Origin of the sequence: Streptomyces sp. NPDC006314, assembly GCF_040613075.1 — a bacterium.
In the GTDB taxonomy this organism is placed as follows: domain Bacteria; phylum Actinomycetota; class Actinomycetes; order Streptomycetales; family Streptomycetaceae; genus Streptomyces.
The window spans coordinates 359,992-375,138 of record NZ_JBEXRL010000002.1 but is presented as its reverse complement, the minus strand read 5'-3'; the positions used below and the strand labels follow the sequence as shown (position 1 = coordinate 375,138).

14 protein-coding genes and 1 pseudogene are annotated in these 15,147 nt (G+C 70.9%); 6 read left to right on the top strand and 9 right to left on the bottom strand.

Translation table 11 applies throughout. The features are described from left to right. Window positions 1–60: 60 nt before the first annotated feature. A complete protein-coding gene (locus tag ABZ079_RS04815; protein WP_356937956.1) occupies window positions 61–831 on the top strand; it encodes an SDR family oxidoreductase in 771 nt (256 codons plus the stop codon). A 275-nt stretch (window positions 832–1,106) separates the two neighbouring features. Here ABZ079_RS04815 and ABZ079_RS04810 read toward each other — a convergent pair whose 3' ends face one another. Next, window positions 1,107–2,297: a D-alanyl-D-alanine carboxypeptidase gene (locus ABZ079_RS04810; RefSeq protein ID WP_356937955.1), complete on the bottom strand. Its 1,191-nt coding sequence runs from the start codon at window positions 2,295–2,297 to the stop codon at window positions 1,107–1,109. Between the two features lie 323 nt (window positions 2,298–2,620). On the opposite strand from ABZ079_RS04810, the pseudogene ABZ079_RS04805 reads away from it, so the two are divergent. From ABZ079_RS04805 to ABZ079_RS04795, 3 genes and pseudogenes are all read left to right on the top strand, one after another. Further along, a pseudogene (locus tag ABZ079_RS04805) lies at window positions 2,621–2,925 on the top strand (LLM class flavin-dependent oxidoreductase); the annotation flags it as partial. A 615-nt stretch (window positions 2,926–3,540) separates the two neighbouring features. Continuing rightward, entirely contained in the window at window positions 3,541–4,845 is a 1,305-nt protein-coding gene (locus ABZ079_RS04800) for a hypothetical protein (RefSeq protein ID WP_356937954.1), read from the top strand. Between the two features lie 691 nt (window positions 4,846–5,536). Further along, complete coding sequence (locus ABZ079_RS04795) at window positions 5,537–6,526, top strand: hypothetical protein (protein ID WP_356937953.1); 990 nt, start codon at window positions 5,537–5,539, stop codon at window positions 6,524–6,526. Window positions 6,527–7,289: 763 nt separating this feature from the next. Here the strand turns inward: ABZ079_RS04795 and ABZ079_RS04790 are convergent. Together ABZ079_RS04790 and ABZ079_RS04785 are read right to left on the bottom strand one after the other, a co-directional pair. Then, window positions 7,290–7,559 (bottom strand): patatin-like phospholipase family protein, encoded by a 270-nt coding sequence (locus ABZ079_RS04790; RefSeq protein WP_356938125.1) that lies wholly within the window; start codon window positions 7,557–7,559, stop codon window positions 7,290–7,292. Window positions 7,560–7,709: 150 nt separating this feature from the next. Beyond that, entirely contained in the window at window positions 7,710–8,036 is a 327-nt protein-coding gene (locus tag ABZ079_RS04785) for a nuclear transport factor 2 family protein (protein ID WP_356937952.1), read from the bottom strand. 127 nt (window positions 8,037–8,163) lie between these two features. Between ABZ079_RS04785 and ABZ079_RS04780 the strand changes: the two genes are divergently transcribed. Together ABZ079_RS04780 and ABZ079_RS04775 are read left to right on the top strand one after the other, a co-directional pair. Beyond that, entirely contained in the window at window positions 8,164–8,727 is a 564-nt protein-coding gene (locus ABZ079_RS04780) for a DoxX family protein (protein ID WP_356937951.1), read from the top strand. A gap of 40 nt (window positions 8,728–8,767) precedes the next feature. Beyond that, the gene (locus tag ABZ079_RS04775) at window positions 8,768–9,160 is read left to right on the top strand and encodes a MazG-like family protein (RefSeq protein ID WP_356937950.1); all 393 of its coding nucleotides are present in this window, start codon (window positions 8,768–8,770) and stop codon (window positions 9,158–9,160) included. A gap of 23 nt (window positions 9,161–9,183) precedes the next feature. On the opposite strand, the gene ABZ079_RS04770 is transcribed toward ABZ079_RS04775, so the two are convergent. The 6 genes from ABZ079_RS04770 to ABZ079_RS04745 form a co-directional block, all read right to left on the bottom strand. Next, window positions 9,184–9,909, bottom strand: coding sequence for a GntR family transcriptional regulator (locus tag ABZ079_RS04770; protein WP_356937949.1), 726 nt, complete (start codon window positions 9,907–9,909; stop codon window positions 9,184–9,186). Window positions 9,910–9,956: 47 nt separating this feature from the next. Then, window positions 9,957–11,336: an aldehyde dehydrogenase family protein gene (locus ABZ079_RS04765; RefSeq protein WP_356937948.1), complete on the bottom strand. Its 1,380-nt coding sequence runs from the start codon at window positions 11,334–11,336 to the stop codon at window positions 9,957–9,959. Then, the gene (locus ABZ079_RS04760; protein WP_356937947.1) at window positions 11,333–12,337 is read right to left on the bottom strand and encodes a proline racemase family protein; all 1,005 of its coding nucleotides are present in this window, start codon (window positions 12,335–12,337) and stop codon (window positions 11,333–11,335) included. The genes ABZ079_RS04765 and ABZ079_RS04760 overlap by 4 nt, the downstream gene beginning before the upstream one ends. A 32-nt stretch (window positions 12,338–12,369) precedes the next feature. Beyond that, window positions 12,370–13,275, bottom strand: a complete 906-nt coding sequence (locus ABZ079_RS04755; protein ID WP_356937946.1) for a dihydrodipicolinate synthase family protein — start codon at window positions 13,273–13,275, stop codon at window positions 12,370–12,372. A gap of 103 nt (window positions 13,276–13,378) precedes the next feature. Beyond that, window positions 13,379–14,839, bottom strand: coding sequence for an NAD(P)/FAD-dependent oxidoreductase (locus ABZ079_RS04750; protein ID WP_356937945.1), 1,461 nt, complete (start codon window positions 14,837–14,839; stop codon window positions 13,379–13,381). After that, a complete protein-coding gene (locus tag ABZ079_RS04745; RefSeq protein ID WP_356937944.1) occupies window positions 14,820–15,134 on the bottom strand; it encodes a (2Fe-2S)-binding protein in 315 nt (104 codons plus the stop codon). Before ABZ079_RS04745 ends, ABZ079_RS04750 begins: the two co-directional genes overlap by 20 nt. Window positions 15,135–15,147 lie beyond the last annotated feature (13 nt).

Below are 15,147 nucleotides of genomic sequence, written 5' to 3'. Positions count from 1 at the left end.
GACGTTCGCATGGCGGAATGACGAGTTCCGGACTCTGGACCCTCACCTACGCTACGGATCATGACCACTGAGCGAACCGCCCCGCCCTCCCGTATCGCCGTCGTCACCGGCGCCGGATCCGGCATCGGCCGCGCGGTCGCCGTCGAACTGCTCCGCGCGGGCTGGTCGGTGGCCCTGGCCGGCCGGCGAACCGAGACGCTGGAGGAGACAGCGGCGTGGGCACCGGAAGCAGCCGCGCTGGCCGTGCGCACCGACGTGTCCCGGCCCGAGGACGTGGAGGCGCTGTTCGCGGCGACCGTGGAGCGGTTCGGCCGGGTGGACCTGCTGTTCAACAACGCGGGAACCTTCGGGCCCGGCGGGGTCCCCGTCGAGGAGCTGCCCTACGACGCCTGGCGGCACGTGGTGGACACCAACCTCAACGGGGCGTTCCTGTGCGCGCAGGCGGCGTACCGGCGGATGAAGGAACAGGACCCGCAGGGCGGCCGGATCATCAACAACGGCTCGATCTCGGCCCACACGCCCCGCCCCCACTCGGTCGCCTACACCGCGACCAAGCACGCGCTGACCGGCCTGACCAAGTCACTGTCGCTGGACGGGCGGCCCTACGGGATCGCGGTCGGGCAGATCGACATCGGCAACGCGGCCACGGACATGACGGCCCGGATGCAGACCGGTGCGCTCCAGGCGAACGGGGAGGTGGCCCCGGAACCGGTGATGGACGTGGCGGACGTGGCGCGCACCGTACGGCACATGGCCGAGCTGCCGCTGGAGGCGAACGTGCAGTTCGCGACGGTGATGGCGACGGCGATGCCGTACATCGGGCGGGGCTGAGGGCGGCGCGGAGGACGGGGTGGGGGGGGCGGGGCGGAGCCCAACTCCCCGGTACCCCAAGCGGAATTTGAACATCCGCGCTATTGCGGCCGGTGGGGGCCGTGTGCTCAACTTTCTCCACAAGAGCTTCACAGTTGAAGCCCGAGGGTTCCGCAGCCACATCCCGGGGGGGAGGCGGCGGCCGTTCCACCGCACCGGAGTTGGGGGTGGACCTCGCCGGTCGCGGGGTACACGCCGGTGGGTGGAACGGCCGCCGCACACACACTTGGGCCGGCTCAGCGCCGGTGGCCGCCGCCAGGCCCCGACTCGTCCTCCACCGCGGCCGTCGCCGCCCGCACCCGCCGCCTGCGCAGCGCCCAGGCCCCTGCCCCCAGCAGCGCGAGTGTTCCGGCCGCACCCGCCGCGAGGTGCCACGGCGAGTCGTTCCCGGACGCCGAACCGGGGGCGCCGGCCGCCGCCGGGACCGACTTCCGCGCGGGCACCGGGCCCACCCTCGCGCCGCCCTCGCTGAGCGGATCGACGAGCAGCCCCACGGCCTGAGCCGAACGCCCCTGCCCGAAGCCCCAGTCGAGCAGCGCGGCGGCCTGCTCGTAGACGGCGTTGCCGCCGGAGGCCGGGTGCATGACCGTGACCAGCAGGGTGCGCCCGCCGCGGACGGCCGCTCCGGTGAAGGTGTTTCCGGCGTGGCTGGTGTAGCCGTTCTTGACGCCGATGAGGCCGTCGTACGTCTTCAGGTCCCAGGCCCCGGTCAGCAGGCGGTCGGTGTTCTGTATCTGGAAGGTCTTCTTCCCGCCCGCCGGGAAGTCGGCGGTCTTCGTGCCGCAGTAACCGCGGAACTCGCCGTCCTTCAGGCCGTGGCGGGCGAAGAGCGTGAGGTCGTACGCCGAGGAGATCTGCCCCTTGTGGTCGAAGCCGTCCGGGCTGACCACATGGGTGTCCAGGGCCTGCAGATCCTCGGCCTTGGCCCGCATCTCCGCGACCGTCCTGGCGATGCCGCCGTTCATGTGGGCGAGCACATGCACGGCGTCGTTGCCGGACCGCAGGAACACGCCCTGCCACAACTGCTCGACGGTGTAGGTGATGCCGGGCTTGATACCGACGAGGCTGGAGCCGGCCGGGACGCCGGCGAGGTCGGCTTCGGTGACCTTGTACCGCTCGGTACGGTCGAACTTCTTCAGGACGGTGTCCGCGAACAGCATCTTCAGCGTGGACGCGGGCGCGAGCCGCCGGTGCGCGTGGAACGAGGCGAGGACCTCCCCGCTCGCGCAGTCGGCGACGAGCCACGAGCGGGCGTCGAGCTTCTTGGGCAGTCCGGTGGCGCCGCGCACCTGGACAGCGCCGCGGGCCAGACGCTCGCCCCCGATGACGACCGTCGTCGCGGAGGCCTCGGTGGCCGTGGACACGGGAAGGGCGGCGGCCGTCAGCCCGAGGGCGGCACGCCGGCTGAGCCGGGAACATTCACGCACCCGGGGACCGTACACCGCTTCGAGCAGGGCACACCCGGCCGGTGGACGGGTACGGCGCGGAACGTGCCGGGTGCTGAGCTTGTTCTTTAAACCCCTGGCGTCGAAAGTGGGCAAAACCGTCCGCCGCGAGAAGACCCTTATCGCCCTACAACGGTTGAAAGGTTGAAGAACAAGCTGAGGTCCAGCAGGGCGTTCGCGACCTTGTCAAGCTCGGGACGGCGTTGGCCGTCGGGCGGCGTCGGCAGCGTCCGTAGTTGTCGTTCACCTGCGCATCGGCGGCAGGGCCCGAAGTGGAACAGCCGCTCGACCGTTCCGCACTGCGGAAGGCCATGCTCGGGTTCTATATCGGCGGGATGGGGCACGCCTCCCGCAACTTCCACGCCGACCGCATGGCGCGCACGGGGTACGAGGAGGAGGCGCGGCGGATCCAGGAACTGTTCCTCGCGGGGCGGCGGGAGGAGGCGGTACTGGCCGTACCGGACGCCTTCGCCGACGAGATGTCGCTGGTCGGTCCCCGGGAACGCATCGCCGAGCGGCTGGAGTTGTGACTCGGGGGCCCGGTGACGGACCTGCTGGCGCTGTCACCGGACCGGCATACCCTCAGAGGCTCGCGGAGCTGAACTCCTAGTGACCCGTCCGGTAAGGAGGACAGGCGTAGCGGTCGTCGCCCTCAGGCCGAACGGCTCGCCCAGCCGGTCGCACGGCGTGGTCCCGTTGCGGCCAAGCCACGAACATAAGGGCGGTGATGAACGTGCACCGGGTCCGACACGGTCCTTGCCGTCACGGATTCCTCCCGCTGCCCCCGATCCTCGACGCCCGGGCTGCCCTCGTCAGCGACGAACCCACCTGGTCCTATCGGTCGTCGTGTGCGGCCGGCGGCATCGCACACGTTTGGTGTTCCCGTACGTCACGAGTGTGCCGCCAGCGGCAGTCGCGGCGCCGCGGAGCATACTGGCGGCACACAAGGGCCCGGGGTATGGCAGTGAGGGGGGTGCCCGCTGTGGACGAGGGGCGCTTGGTGAGGCGGGACATGCGGATCATGAGGGTAGCCATGAGGACGGCTGGCTTCGGCTCTGGCAGTACGCCGGATGCGGGATCGCCGTGCCACCCCTCCCGGTCCGCGCGGGATCTGGTCGGGCTCGCTCGTGTTGCCGCGCGAGTTCGGCCAGCATGCCGGGAACGGCCCGCCGATGTTGTTGCTTTGGCGAGGGTGCTGTGCCGGATATCGGAACTTCGGCAAGCGATGAATGTCATCCGTCTGCTTCATGGGTCCGATGAACAAGGAAAGGCGTGGCGCGCCGTCATACGGGAGATCGCGATCGGTGGCGACCACGACACTGCTTTGGCACTGACGGGCGCGATGGAGAACCGGCCGTGGCGGGCGAAGGTCCGGGGAATGCTTGCGCTGGTCCGTGCCGGGAACGGCGAGTACGAGCAGGCCCGTTCGCTTGCGGAGTCGGTCCAGTATCCCCACGAACGTCTGCGGACGTGGGCTTTGTTGGCCCAGACCTCAGCCGAATCCGGCAACCTCGCGTGGGCTCTCGAATTCCTTGACCGGGCAGAACAGACTGAGACGCTACACGACGACTGGACGTTGTCCGCACTGCCCATCCTGATTCGCGCGGCTGAAGTCGCGGGCGATCACGACAGGGCGCTCGTGTTGGTCGCTCGACTCGAAAGCGTCGCACACCGTGAGAGCGCCGGCCGAGAAGCGCTCATGGGGCGTAACGGCGATCGGTCGAAGAAGGCCGAGTTGAGCGACACGCCCGCACTGTCGCTCCTGCTTCAGGCAGTGATCAGCGTGGCGGAGTACGAGCGGGTAGGGACCCTCTTGGGTATGGTGCGAAAGCCGGCAGACCGGGCAAAGGCAACTGCGGCTGCTGTTCGGGCGCTTGCGCAGAGCGGAGCGGCCGACCGCGCCGAGCGTTTGGCGCGCTCTATCAAGGATTCCGGTCATCGGGCACGAGCGCTGGCTGGTGTCGCCGATGCCGCGGCTCTTGTACGGGACACGAAGGTGATCAATGCCGTGGGCGAGCTGGTCGCGGAGTCCGACGAGATGGCGAATGCCGGGCCGATCATCGCGGTGGCCGAGGCGTGGGCTGCCGTGGGCGCGGCCGACCGTGCCGAGGCATGGATGCAGTCCATCTCCCTGCCTGCGTTGCGCCTCGAAGCTCGGGCAGCCGCGGCCGAGGCGCTGGCTGCAGTCGGTGACATTGGGCGGGCAGAAGCCCTCGCTCGCACCCTCACCGATCCTGAGCTGCGCGCCGAGGCTCTACATCGCATTGTTGCCGCCTTGGCCGAGAAGGGCCTGACGGACCGGGCCGAGGCTGTGGCCAACGCGGTTCAGGGGCCCGACTGTCGGGCACGGGCACTTGCCGTCGTCGCGACCCACGCTGAGGGGCCCAAGGTGCGCAGGTTCGTCGCTCCAGCGCTCGAAATGGGTGACTGGGCCACGGTGATCGAAACTCTGGCTCGCGTGGAGCCGACAGCGGTGACCGCCATTGCCGAGGAGTCACTGCGCCAGGACGTGGACCGTCAACAGTCATGACGGTGGCGACGCTTCGCGGAGAGCGTCGTCACGAGGGCCCCACGCTCGAGTGCGGCAGGCACAGGAACGGGCCGAAGCGGGCACGGCCGAGTTTGCGGTCCTGTCGCAGTTGGCAGATGCTCAGCCGGTGGCGCGGAGTCCCCCCGGTGCGCGCCGCAATGGGAATGTGTGAGCGTGCTGTACCCCCAAGATCCTGGTTACGGTTCTGGATCCGTTGACGGGGGTCCTGCCGATACGACAGCAGTCGCGGATACGGAAGGGCCGGTGGTCCAAGTCGAGAGGGCGTGGACCACCCGGCAGCGTCGAGGCCGGCGTCGCGCTATCCGGCCGGCGGTTCAGTCAGTGGCGGGGCATCCGCTGGTTCCGAGGATCGACTGCTCCCGCACGGCTCCGTGCCGCGAAAGCGCGCATGGTTCGTGCCTGGGGTATTACGGTGTCGGGCAGGGAAGTCGAAAGGGCGTGCGGGTGCGGGGTGCGCCTGGGCAATCGGGGAGGACGCAGCGTGACGGGCACGGAGCCGCAGAGCGAAGCGCCAAGCAACGACGAAGGCGACAGACGGCAGGGGTGGCGTTCATGGCTGGGGTCGCGAAGGCGCCGCAGTCTTCAAAACTTGGCGACCGACGCCGGGCTCGGCCCCGTGCGTCGGATACACCGCTCACGACTGCCCCTGTGGACACGTCCCTTCTCACCGATGCTGACCGCCGCTGTGGGCGGGATCTGCCTGACCCTGGTGCTGATACGCAACCCTGTCGCGGCCGTCTCTGTCGCCTTGCTCATACCGGTAGGGCTGTTCGTCTACGCCGCGGCCGCGCCCTCGAGGCTCCGCGGTGGCCGACAGTGGATTGCGGTGTGCGAAGGCGGACTCGTCATCGCCCACGAGTACCGGATGGCACGCGCCGTCACCTGGGCGCAGGTGCGGGAGTGGCGGACGGCGGTAGCGGGGCCCGGCGTTGAGACATCCGACGTGCTGGTTGTCGAGGCTGAGGCCGAGGAGACAGACATCCCGGTCGGTGCGGTCGGCCGGCGCGGCGATCTGGTCCGCGCCCTCGTGAGTCGTGCTCCGGCCCCGCCCGACTACCGGCGAGGCATCAGCGTCGCAGCGGCTGCGGTCGTCATGGCCGGCCTGCTCGGCTGGCTGGCGCACTGGCAGTTCGATCCCCGTCACGAGGACGCGCTGCCCAGCATCGACAGTCTGGGTGCGGCCTGCGGACACCCCGGCGTCGCGTACGACGGCGCCGCCACCTATGACAGTTCGAGGCCGCGCCCGCTGGTCATCTATCAGAAGACGAGCGGGGCCTATCGTCACACGACGCTCGCGGAGCCCGCGCATGCTTCGTCGGCCATCGACCCCGAAGCAGTCGACAAGGTGCAGCTGATCGCCTGTGTACGGCGGGGTGACGATCCTCTCGGTCGCCCCACGGACACCGATTGCAAATACGTCTACAGCCACGGAACGGGCGCCGCGGCTCCCTTCGGCCGGCTGCCGGACAGAATCGTCAGCGTCGAGATTGCCCACTACGTCGTAGACGTCTACGAACTGCGCACTCACCGCAAGGTCGCCTCCCGCCAGCTAGACGGCGACGACATGACATGCCCGGGTACCATCACGGCCACGGAGAACATTTACAGCCAGATCAGCAATGAAGCCTTCCACCGTCTGCTCGATCCCTTGACACGGTAAAGAGGCAAGAGATCGGCCACGCTTGCACCGTTGCCGATCAGAGCACCCAGCTTGGGGGCTTCCGCCCTGGCCGGCGCCGAGGAAACCTCAACTGCTCCTCACCATACTCACCCGCGCGAGTGCATCAGCCACCGCAGCGTGGCAACGTCACCGAGCACGAAAGCAATGTGCGGCGGCCGGGGGCACGCAGGCTCAACGCGGCGGCACCCGGGCCGGGCAGAAGGCGGGCGGCACAGTGGCCTGGAGCGGGCGGGGTGGCACGGGAAGCGGCTCGGCGGCCCCGCGGCGGCGCGGGAGGGGCAGAGGACCCGCGACGGGGCGACCGGGTGGTACAGGCCGGGAGCACGGGGAGTGCACAGCGGCTCGGCATCCCCTTCACCCTCGGCATGGCCGCGCCCGCGGCGCGCCAGGTGACGGGACACCCGATACCGGTGACAGACGAGAACCGCCGGGAAGGAGACCCGGCCGTTCCCCTCACCACCAGCAGAATCAGAACCAGAACCCAACGAAGCGCAATGAGCACTCCAGCGGTAGATCGTGATCTGGACGACCGGACGACCCGCCGGCGGTTGGTGCTTGTCGCGAGTAGGGCCGGGGCCGGGCGGCGGTCAGTTCGTGTGGGATCCGCTCTTCCATGCGAGGCGGAGCTGCTCTGCGGTATCGGTGGCTTGGCGAAGACCTGCCTGGTAGGCCGGTTCCCAGGCCGTGCGGTCGTTCAGGTCTGAGCCGAATGCGCGTATGGATGCCGGATCAGGCTCGATGGTTACCGCCGTGTGCGCCCCGGCGACCGCCAGCTCCTGGTGGAGCAACTCGGGGGGAACAGGTGTGCTTGTGGGTCGATCACGACGAGTATGCGGGCTCCAGCCGCGAGTCCGGCGTTGGTCGCCGACTGCAGGGAGCCGTCCATGTATCGGCGGCCGTTGATGGTGATCGGTGGGTAGATGCCCGGGAAGGCGGTGCTTGCCGCCACGGCGGAGGGCAGTGATGCGCCACTGGCACGGTCGAAGACCTTCTGCTCGCCGGTCTCAACGATCCGGCGAACGCCCCGCCTTCTCAGCCCCCTTGGAGCCGCTCACCTGCCGAGCGCACGGTCGGTCCCGGCCGCAGTGTCCTGGTGGTCTCCATGCCCCAGGACGCCAGGAGTCGAAGCGCACGCCCAGACAAGTCCGGTGGCGCTTCCGCCTCACGCCTGCCCGGTCTCGAACCGGGAGATCCGGCCGTCGTCCTCGACGGTGAAGCTCCACTTGGTGCGCATCTCGCCCCAGGTGTCGTTGCGGTAGCGGGCGAGGAGGGTGTGGCCGCCGTCGGACTCGTTGTCCACCTCCATGTGGCCGCGGGACGCGAAGATCTCCTGGTCGATCCATTCGGCGAGGTCGCGGTCGGAGCCGTCGTCGGCCATGGTCGCGCCCGGGGCCAGAAGGGCCATGAAGCCCTCGCGGTCATGGGAGTTGACGGCGTTGACGAAGGCCCGGACGGCCGGATCGCTGAGTCTGGCTGGCTGAATGGTCATGGCGCCAGGCTCACACCGCTCCCCCGGCCCCGCCACCCGAACGCCATCCAGGACGGGCCCGCCGGTGTGAGGGGTGCGACGGTGGAAACGCGGGAGCACCTGCCCGCCTGTCCGCAGGGGAGTCACCGTGACCTGTTACGACCGACGTGATCTGGGCCTGCTGCTGCTCCGGCTGGGTACCGGCGGGGTGCTGGCCGCGCACGGCGCGCAGAAGCTGTTCGGCTGGTTCGGCGGGCACGGTCTGGAAGGGACCGGCCAGTTCATGGAGTCCGTCGGCTATGCGCCCGGCAAGGCGAACGCCACGGCCGCGGGCCTGGCGGAGACGGGCGGCGGCGTCCTGCTGGCGCTGGGTCTCGCGACCCCGGCGGCGGGCGCGGCGGCGGCCGGCGCGATGGCGGGGGCGGCGGCGGTCCACGTACCCAACGGCTTCTTCGCCCAGGAGGGCGGCTACGAGCACGCGGCGAGCCTGGGTCTGGCCGCGGCCGGCCTCGCGGTGACCGGCCCCGGCCGGCTCTCCCTCGACCATGCGCTTGGGCATGTGTTCGATCGGGGTTGGATGGTGCCGGTGGCGCTGGGGGTTGCGGCGGCGGGGGCGGCCTTGGTGGTGGGGGCGCGGAATCGGCGGGTGCGGGCGCGGAGTGAGGGGGAGCAGGAGGCGTTGTTCGACGAGTTCGACGAGTTCGAGGAGTAGCCCGTACGACCGCCGTCGGCCGCATGGCAGGCTGCGGGGCATGACCGATCAGGACACCGCCGCCACCACCGACGCCACCACCGACGCCGACACCGTCGCCCTCTGGCCGGCCATCGACGACCTCTGGTCCCGCCTGGAGTCGGCCCCCGCCCGCACCGGCACCGAAGGCGTGCTCTTCCGCGTCCTCAAGCTGTCGGAGGAGGTCGGCGAGGTGGCCGAGGCGGTCATCGGCACGACCGGCCAGAACCCCCGCAAGGGCATCACCCACACCTGGGAGGACGTCCAGGCGGAGCTGTGCGATGTGGCGGTCACGGCGCTGGTGGCGCTGCGGACGCTGACACCGCGGGCGCGCGAGGTGTTCGAGGGACACCTGAAGGGTGTCCGGGACCGCCCGCTCGGTTGTGATCGGTTCCGGCGTACACGCGGTCCGTGAAAGTGCCCGCGGAGCGCCCCGCGTCAGGCGGAGCGCCTTCCCCGACGCGGCGCCGCCGCCTCGGACGCGTCCCCGGCGGAGGAGTTGCCGCTGCTGGCCCACAGGGAACGGACGTGGCCCAGGTGTCTGCCCATGCACTCCTCCGCCCCCTTGGCGTCACCGGCGAGCATCAGGTCGAGGAGCTCCAGGTGCTCCTCGGCCGAGGGGATCAGTTCGTCTCGTCGGTCCAGAGCGGTGAGACCGTACAGGCGGGAGCGGTTCCGCAGCTCGCTCACGGTTTCGACGAGGCGGTCGTTTCCGGCGAGCGCGAGCAGCGACAGATGGAACTGCCGGTCGGCCTCCAGGTACCCGATGAGATCGTGCTCGCGTGCCGCCCGCACGATCTCCTCGGCGACCGGGCGCAGTTCCTCCAGCGCCTGGCGGGTGGCGATGCCGGTGACGCGTCCGACCGTGGGGATCTCGATCAGTGCGCGGATCTCCGTGTACTGGTCGAGATCGCTCTCGCTCAGCTCGGTGACCCGGAAGCCCTTGTTCCGGACCGGTTCGACCAGGCCTTCCCGGGCCATGTCCAGCATCGCCTCCCGGACCGGGGTGGCGGAGATACCGAAGTCCTCGGCGAGTGTGGGCGCCGAATACACCACACCCGGGCGCAGCTCACCGGAGATCAGGGCGGCCCGCAGAGCGTTGCCGACCTGGTCCCGCAGTCGCTCCCGGGTGGCATTGAGGTCGTGGCGCTTCAGATGGCCCATCGCAGTGGCAGTCCCTTCGGCCTGGTACGAGCCACCACCGTACAATGTCACGTTGTCCGAGCAGGTGACAGGGTGTAGGTCCGGCTGGAGGTGTAGAACTCCAGGGCCGCCCTGCCTTGCTCCCGGGCCCCGTGGCTGGAACCCTTGGCGCCTCCGAAGGGCACGTGGAAGTCGACGCCGGTGGACGGGGCGTTGATCCGGATCATCCCGGTGTCGAGACGGTCCAGACCGCACAGAGCCGTGTCCAGGTGCGTGGTGTGGACCGAGGTGACCAGGCCGTACGGCACGGCGTTGGTGATCCGCACCGCGTGAGCGAGGTCATCGGCCGGCAGCAGGGAGGCGACAGGCCCGAAGATCTCTTCGCGGAGCAGGGGGTGCCCCGGGGGGACCTTCTCGAGCAGCGTGGGGGCCGCGTACCAGCCGGGGCGGTCGGGAACGGTGCCGCCCGCCAGCGCGGACAGACCGTGCCAGGCCTCGCTGACCCGGTCCCGGGCGCGCTGGTCGATGAGTGGCCCGCTCACCGTCGCCGCGTCGGCCGGGTCGCCGACCGGAACGGCGCTGAGCGCCGCGGAGAGCGCTTCGCGCAAGGGATCAAGGGCCGCACCGACCGCGATGACCCGGCTGGTGGCGGTGCACTTCTGACCGGCGTACCCGGCGATGGACGCGGCGATGTGCGTCGCGGCCTGCTCGATGTCGGCGTCCGGCAGGACGATCGCCGCGTTCAGACCGCCCATTTCCGCCTGGACCGGAACGCCCCGGCTCGTGGCGGCACGCGCGACGGCCTGGCCCACGATCGTCGAGCCGGTGAAGGAGAGGACATCAGCGGAGAAGACGAGCGCGTTGCCTTCCGTCGGTCCACCGGGCACGCAGGTGAAGGCGCCTGGGGGAAGGGCGTCCTGGATGATTCCGGCCAGGCGCTGCGCGCAGGCGGTGGCCTCGGGGGCGGGCTTGAGGACGACCGTGTTGCCCGCCGCGAGCGCTGGTGCGGCCTTCCAGCTCGGAATGGCGAAGGGGAAGTTCCAGGGTGTGATCAGCCCGGCCACGCCGTGCGGGCGGCGTCGGGTGAGCAGCAGGCCGGGGCCCGTGGCCGTCTCGTGCACGGCACCCACGGGGTCGTACGGCGCCTGCGCGTAGTAGCGCCAGATGGCAGCCGTGCGGGCGACCTCGGCCCGGGCTTCGGCGAGGGGCTTTCCCACCTCCCGGACGGCGAGCGCGGTCAGCTCGGCCGCCGCGGCGTCGATGGCGTCAGCGACCGCGGTCAGGGCGGCCGAGCGGACGGACGGCCCGCAGAGCAGCCATTCGGTCTGGGCGTCGCGGGCCCGCTCCACCGCCTCGGCCACCCCGAAGGCCCCCGGTGCCGGAACCTGGAGGAGCACGTCGGACGGATCGGCGGGGTTGCGGGAAGTGACGAGGGATACGGCGGTCATAGGAGGAAACCTCCGGGGAAGGGGTCGTCCGGGTCGAGGAAGTACTGGGCGGTGCCGGTGATCCAGGCGCGTCCGGTGACGGTGGGAACGACAGCGGGCACGGAGCCGACCACGGTCTCCTCCGTCAGGCGCCCGATGAAACGGGTGCCGATGAAGGACTCGTTGATGAAGTCCCGGCCGAGGGGCAGCTGCCCGCGCGCGTGCAGCTGAGCCATCCGGGCCGAGGTGCCTGTTCCGCACGGGGAGCGGTCGAACCAGCCCGGGTGGATGGCCATCGCGTGCCGCGAGTGCCGTGCGTCGGAACCGGGAGCAGCCAGGTACACGTGCTTGACTCCGGCGATCTCCGGCCGCTCAGGATGCACCGGCCGCTCCGGTCCGGCGTTGATCGCGTCCATGATGGCCAGCCCGGCGGCCAGCAGATCGTCCTTGCGGGCTCGGTCGAAGGGCAGGTCCAGTGCTTCGAGTGGGACGAACGCATAGAAGTTGCCGCCGAACGCGAGGTCGTAGGTCACCGTGCCGTAGCCGGGTACCGGCACTGCGCGATCCAGAGCGGAACAGAACGCGGGCACGTTGGTCAGCGTGACCGCCTTGGCCGCACCGTCCACCACCTGTACCTCGGCGGTCACCAGACCCGCCGGGGTGTCGAGCCGCACCGTGGTGACCGGTTCGGTCACCGCCACCATGCCGGTCTCCACCAGGACGGTGGCGACGCCGATCGTGCCGTGTCCGCACATCGGGAGCAGCCCGGAGACCTCGATGAAGAGGACGCCGAAGTCGGCGTCGGGCCGGGTGGGCGGCTGGAGGATCGCCCCGCTCATGGCGGCATGACCGCGCGGCTCGTACATCAGGAGTGTGCGGAGATGGTCCATGTGCTCGCCGAAGTGGATCCGCCGCTCGGCCATCGTGGCGCCGGGGACGACCCCGACGCCACCGGTGATCACCCGCGTGGGCATGCCTTCGGTGTGCGAGTCAACGGCATGGAAGACATGGCGCGTACGCACTGACTTTCCCTTTCGTCGGTCGGGTGGTCCGGTCAGTGGTGGCCGTCGGCGACGGCCTTCTCCGTGGCGGTCCGCACCGCCGCTTCGACCTCTTCGGTGAGCGGGAAACGCGGCGGCCGCGTGGGCCCGCCCGGCCGGCCGGTGATGTCCATCGAGAGCTTGATGGCCTGGACGAACTCGGTCTTGGAGTCCCAGCGCAGCAGTGAGTGCAGGGACGTGTAGAGAGGGAGGGCCGTGGACACGTCGCCCGCGACGGCGGCGTGGTACAGCGCGGCACAGCTGGCGGGAAAGGCGTTGGGGTATCCGGCGATCCAGCCGACGGCACCGGCGAGGGCGAGTTCGAGGAGCACGTCGTCGGCGCCGATCAGCAGATCGAGTCCCGGGGCGACTTCCGCGATCTCGTACGCCCTGCGGACGTCACCGGTGAACTCCTTCACGGCCACGATGCCACCGTCCTGGTACAGCTGGGCCAGCAGGGCGGGAGTGAGATCGACCTTGGTGTCGATGGGGTTGTTGTAGGCGACGACCGGGACCCCTGCCCGGGCGACTTCGGCGTAGTGGGCGCGTACGGCGGGTTCGTCGGCCCGGTAGGCGTTCGGGGGCAGGAGGAGCACCGAGCCGCAACCCTCCTCGGCCGCCTGGTCCGCCCAGCGGCGGGCTTCGCCGCTTCCGTAGGCGGAGACGCCCGGCATGACCCGCGCGCCGCCGGCCACCTCGACCGCGGTGCGCACGACGCGGGCCCGTTCCTCGTCGGAGAGGGTCTGGTATTCACCGAGCGACCCGTTGGGCACCACTCCGTCGCAGCCGTTGGCGATCAGCCACCGGACGTGCTCGGCGTAGGCGTCGTAGTCGACGGACAGGTCGTCACGCAGGGGCAGTGCGGTGGCGACCATGATGCCGCGCCAGGGTTGGGCACTGCTCCAGGCGGTTGCGCTCATGTGTGGGAGACCTTTCTGTTGATGTGGTGTCGGTCGGACGTCCGCACGCGTTCTGCCCGCGGTCGCCGTGGGCCGTGGACGCCGAGACGGCGTCGGGCTCGGTTCAGGGCCGGCGGCCTGGCGTTTCGTCATCGGGGGCGTCGAGGCCGGCGAGGGCGGCGAGCGGTACCGGCACCGCGAACGGACGGCGTTCGACCGGACGTCCGTCGGATCGGCCGCCGGCCGCGAGGCAGGCGACCGCCGCGCCGCACATCCGCCCCTGGCACCACCCCATGCCGGCCCGGGTGAGCAGCTTGACGGTGCGTGCGTCCCGCGCTCCGAGATCCTCGACCGCCTCGCGGATCCGCCCCGCGGTGACCTCCTCGCAGCGGCACACGTCGGTGTCATCCGTGAGCCAACGCGACCATCCGGGGCCGGGCGCGTGGGCGACGGCCATCGCGTCGGCGAAGGCACGCATCCGGTCCCTGCGGCGTCGCAGTGCCCGGACCCGGCCGCTCGGGGCGGGACGTCCCAGGAGCCGCGCGGCGGCGGCGATCCCCGCCAGCTCCCCTTCCGTACGGGCCAGGGCCGCGCCTCCGGCTCCCCCGGTCTCGCCCGCGGCCCACAGTCCCTGCACGGAGGTCTCCTGAAGACCGTCCACGATCAGGGCGCGGGTGCCGTCGGGCAGTTGCCGGGAGGCGCAGCCGAGGGTCGTGCCCAGCTCGATCTGGGGCACGAGGCCGTGCCCGACGGCCAGGGCGTCACACTCGATCCGGCGCCCCGTTCCCCGTACGGGCCGCCAGTCCCGGTCGAGCCGGGCGACGGTGACGGCCTCCACCCGGTCGGTGCCGTGGACCTCGGTCACCGCGCTGCGCATCCGCACCCGTACCCGGTGCCGCAGCAGCGCGGCGCCGTGGCCCAGCGCCTCGACCGCCTTGTGCGGGTTGGTGGCGAGTGCCCGGGGGTGCCGGGCGTAGCGCAGATAGCCGGACGCCTCGACCACGGCGGGCACCCTGGCGCCGGCGGCCGCCAGCGAGGAGGCGACCGCGAGCAGCAGAGGGCCGCTTCCCGCCACGACGATCCGCCGGCCGGGCAGTACCAGACCGGACTTGAGCATGGCCTGCGCTCCCCCCGCGGCCACTACTCCCGGAAGAGTCCAGCCGGGAAAGGGAAGGTGGCGTTCGCAGGCTCCGGTGGCGAGCAGCACCGCACGGGCCCGCAGCCGCACCGGCCGCTCTTCGCCTCCGTCGGCTCCGGTGACCGCGTGCACCGCCCACGTCGCGCCGACGGCCTCGCTCTCGTGCGTCACGCTCCACACGTGATGACCGGGAAGGTGATCGGCCTCGCTCCGTGCCAGCCGTCGGCGCAGGTCGGCGTAGGGGGACCAGTCGTGGTGCAGAGCCTCGGGCCGGACGGCTCCCAGGGCGGGTTCCGGAGTGCGGTAGAACTGCCCGCCGGTGTCTGCGGAGGCATCCAGCAGGGCGACTCTCAGCCCCATGCCGGCGGCGGCGACGGCGCCGGCGAGACCGGCGGGTCCCGCACCGATCACCGCGAGATCGTACGGTTCAGACGCCGAGACCCGCACGGCCGTGTCCTTCCTGTGTGGTGACCGCGTCTCCCGGCCGGGCCGGGACCAGGCAGGCTCGCCGGTTGGGTTCTCCGTTGATGGTGGCCAGGCAGTCGTAGCACTGGCCGATGCCGCAGAACGCGCCCCGCGGGCGTCCGGCGTTGCGCGTGGTGCGCCAGGCCAGGATCCCGGCCGCCCACAGTACGGCGGCGACCGACTGGCCGGGCAGGGCCGTCACGGGCCGGCCGTCGAACGTGATCCGGAACGGTGGGCCGGGCTGAGCGCCGACCAGGTCGGCAGGGGTGCGGGCCACAGGCCCTCCTTTC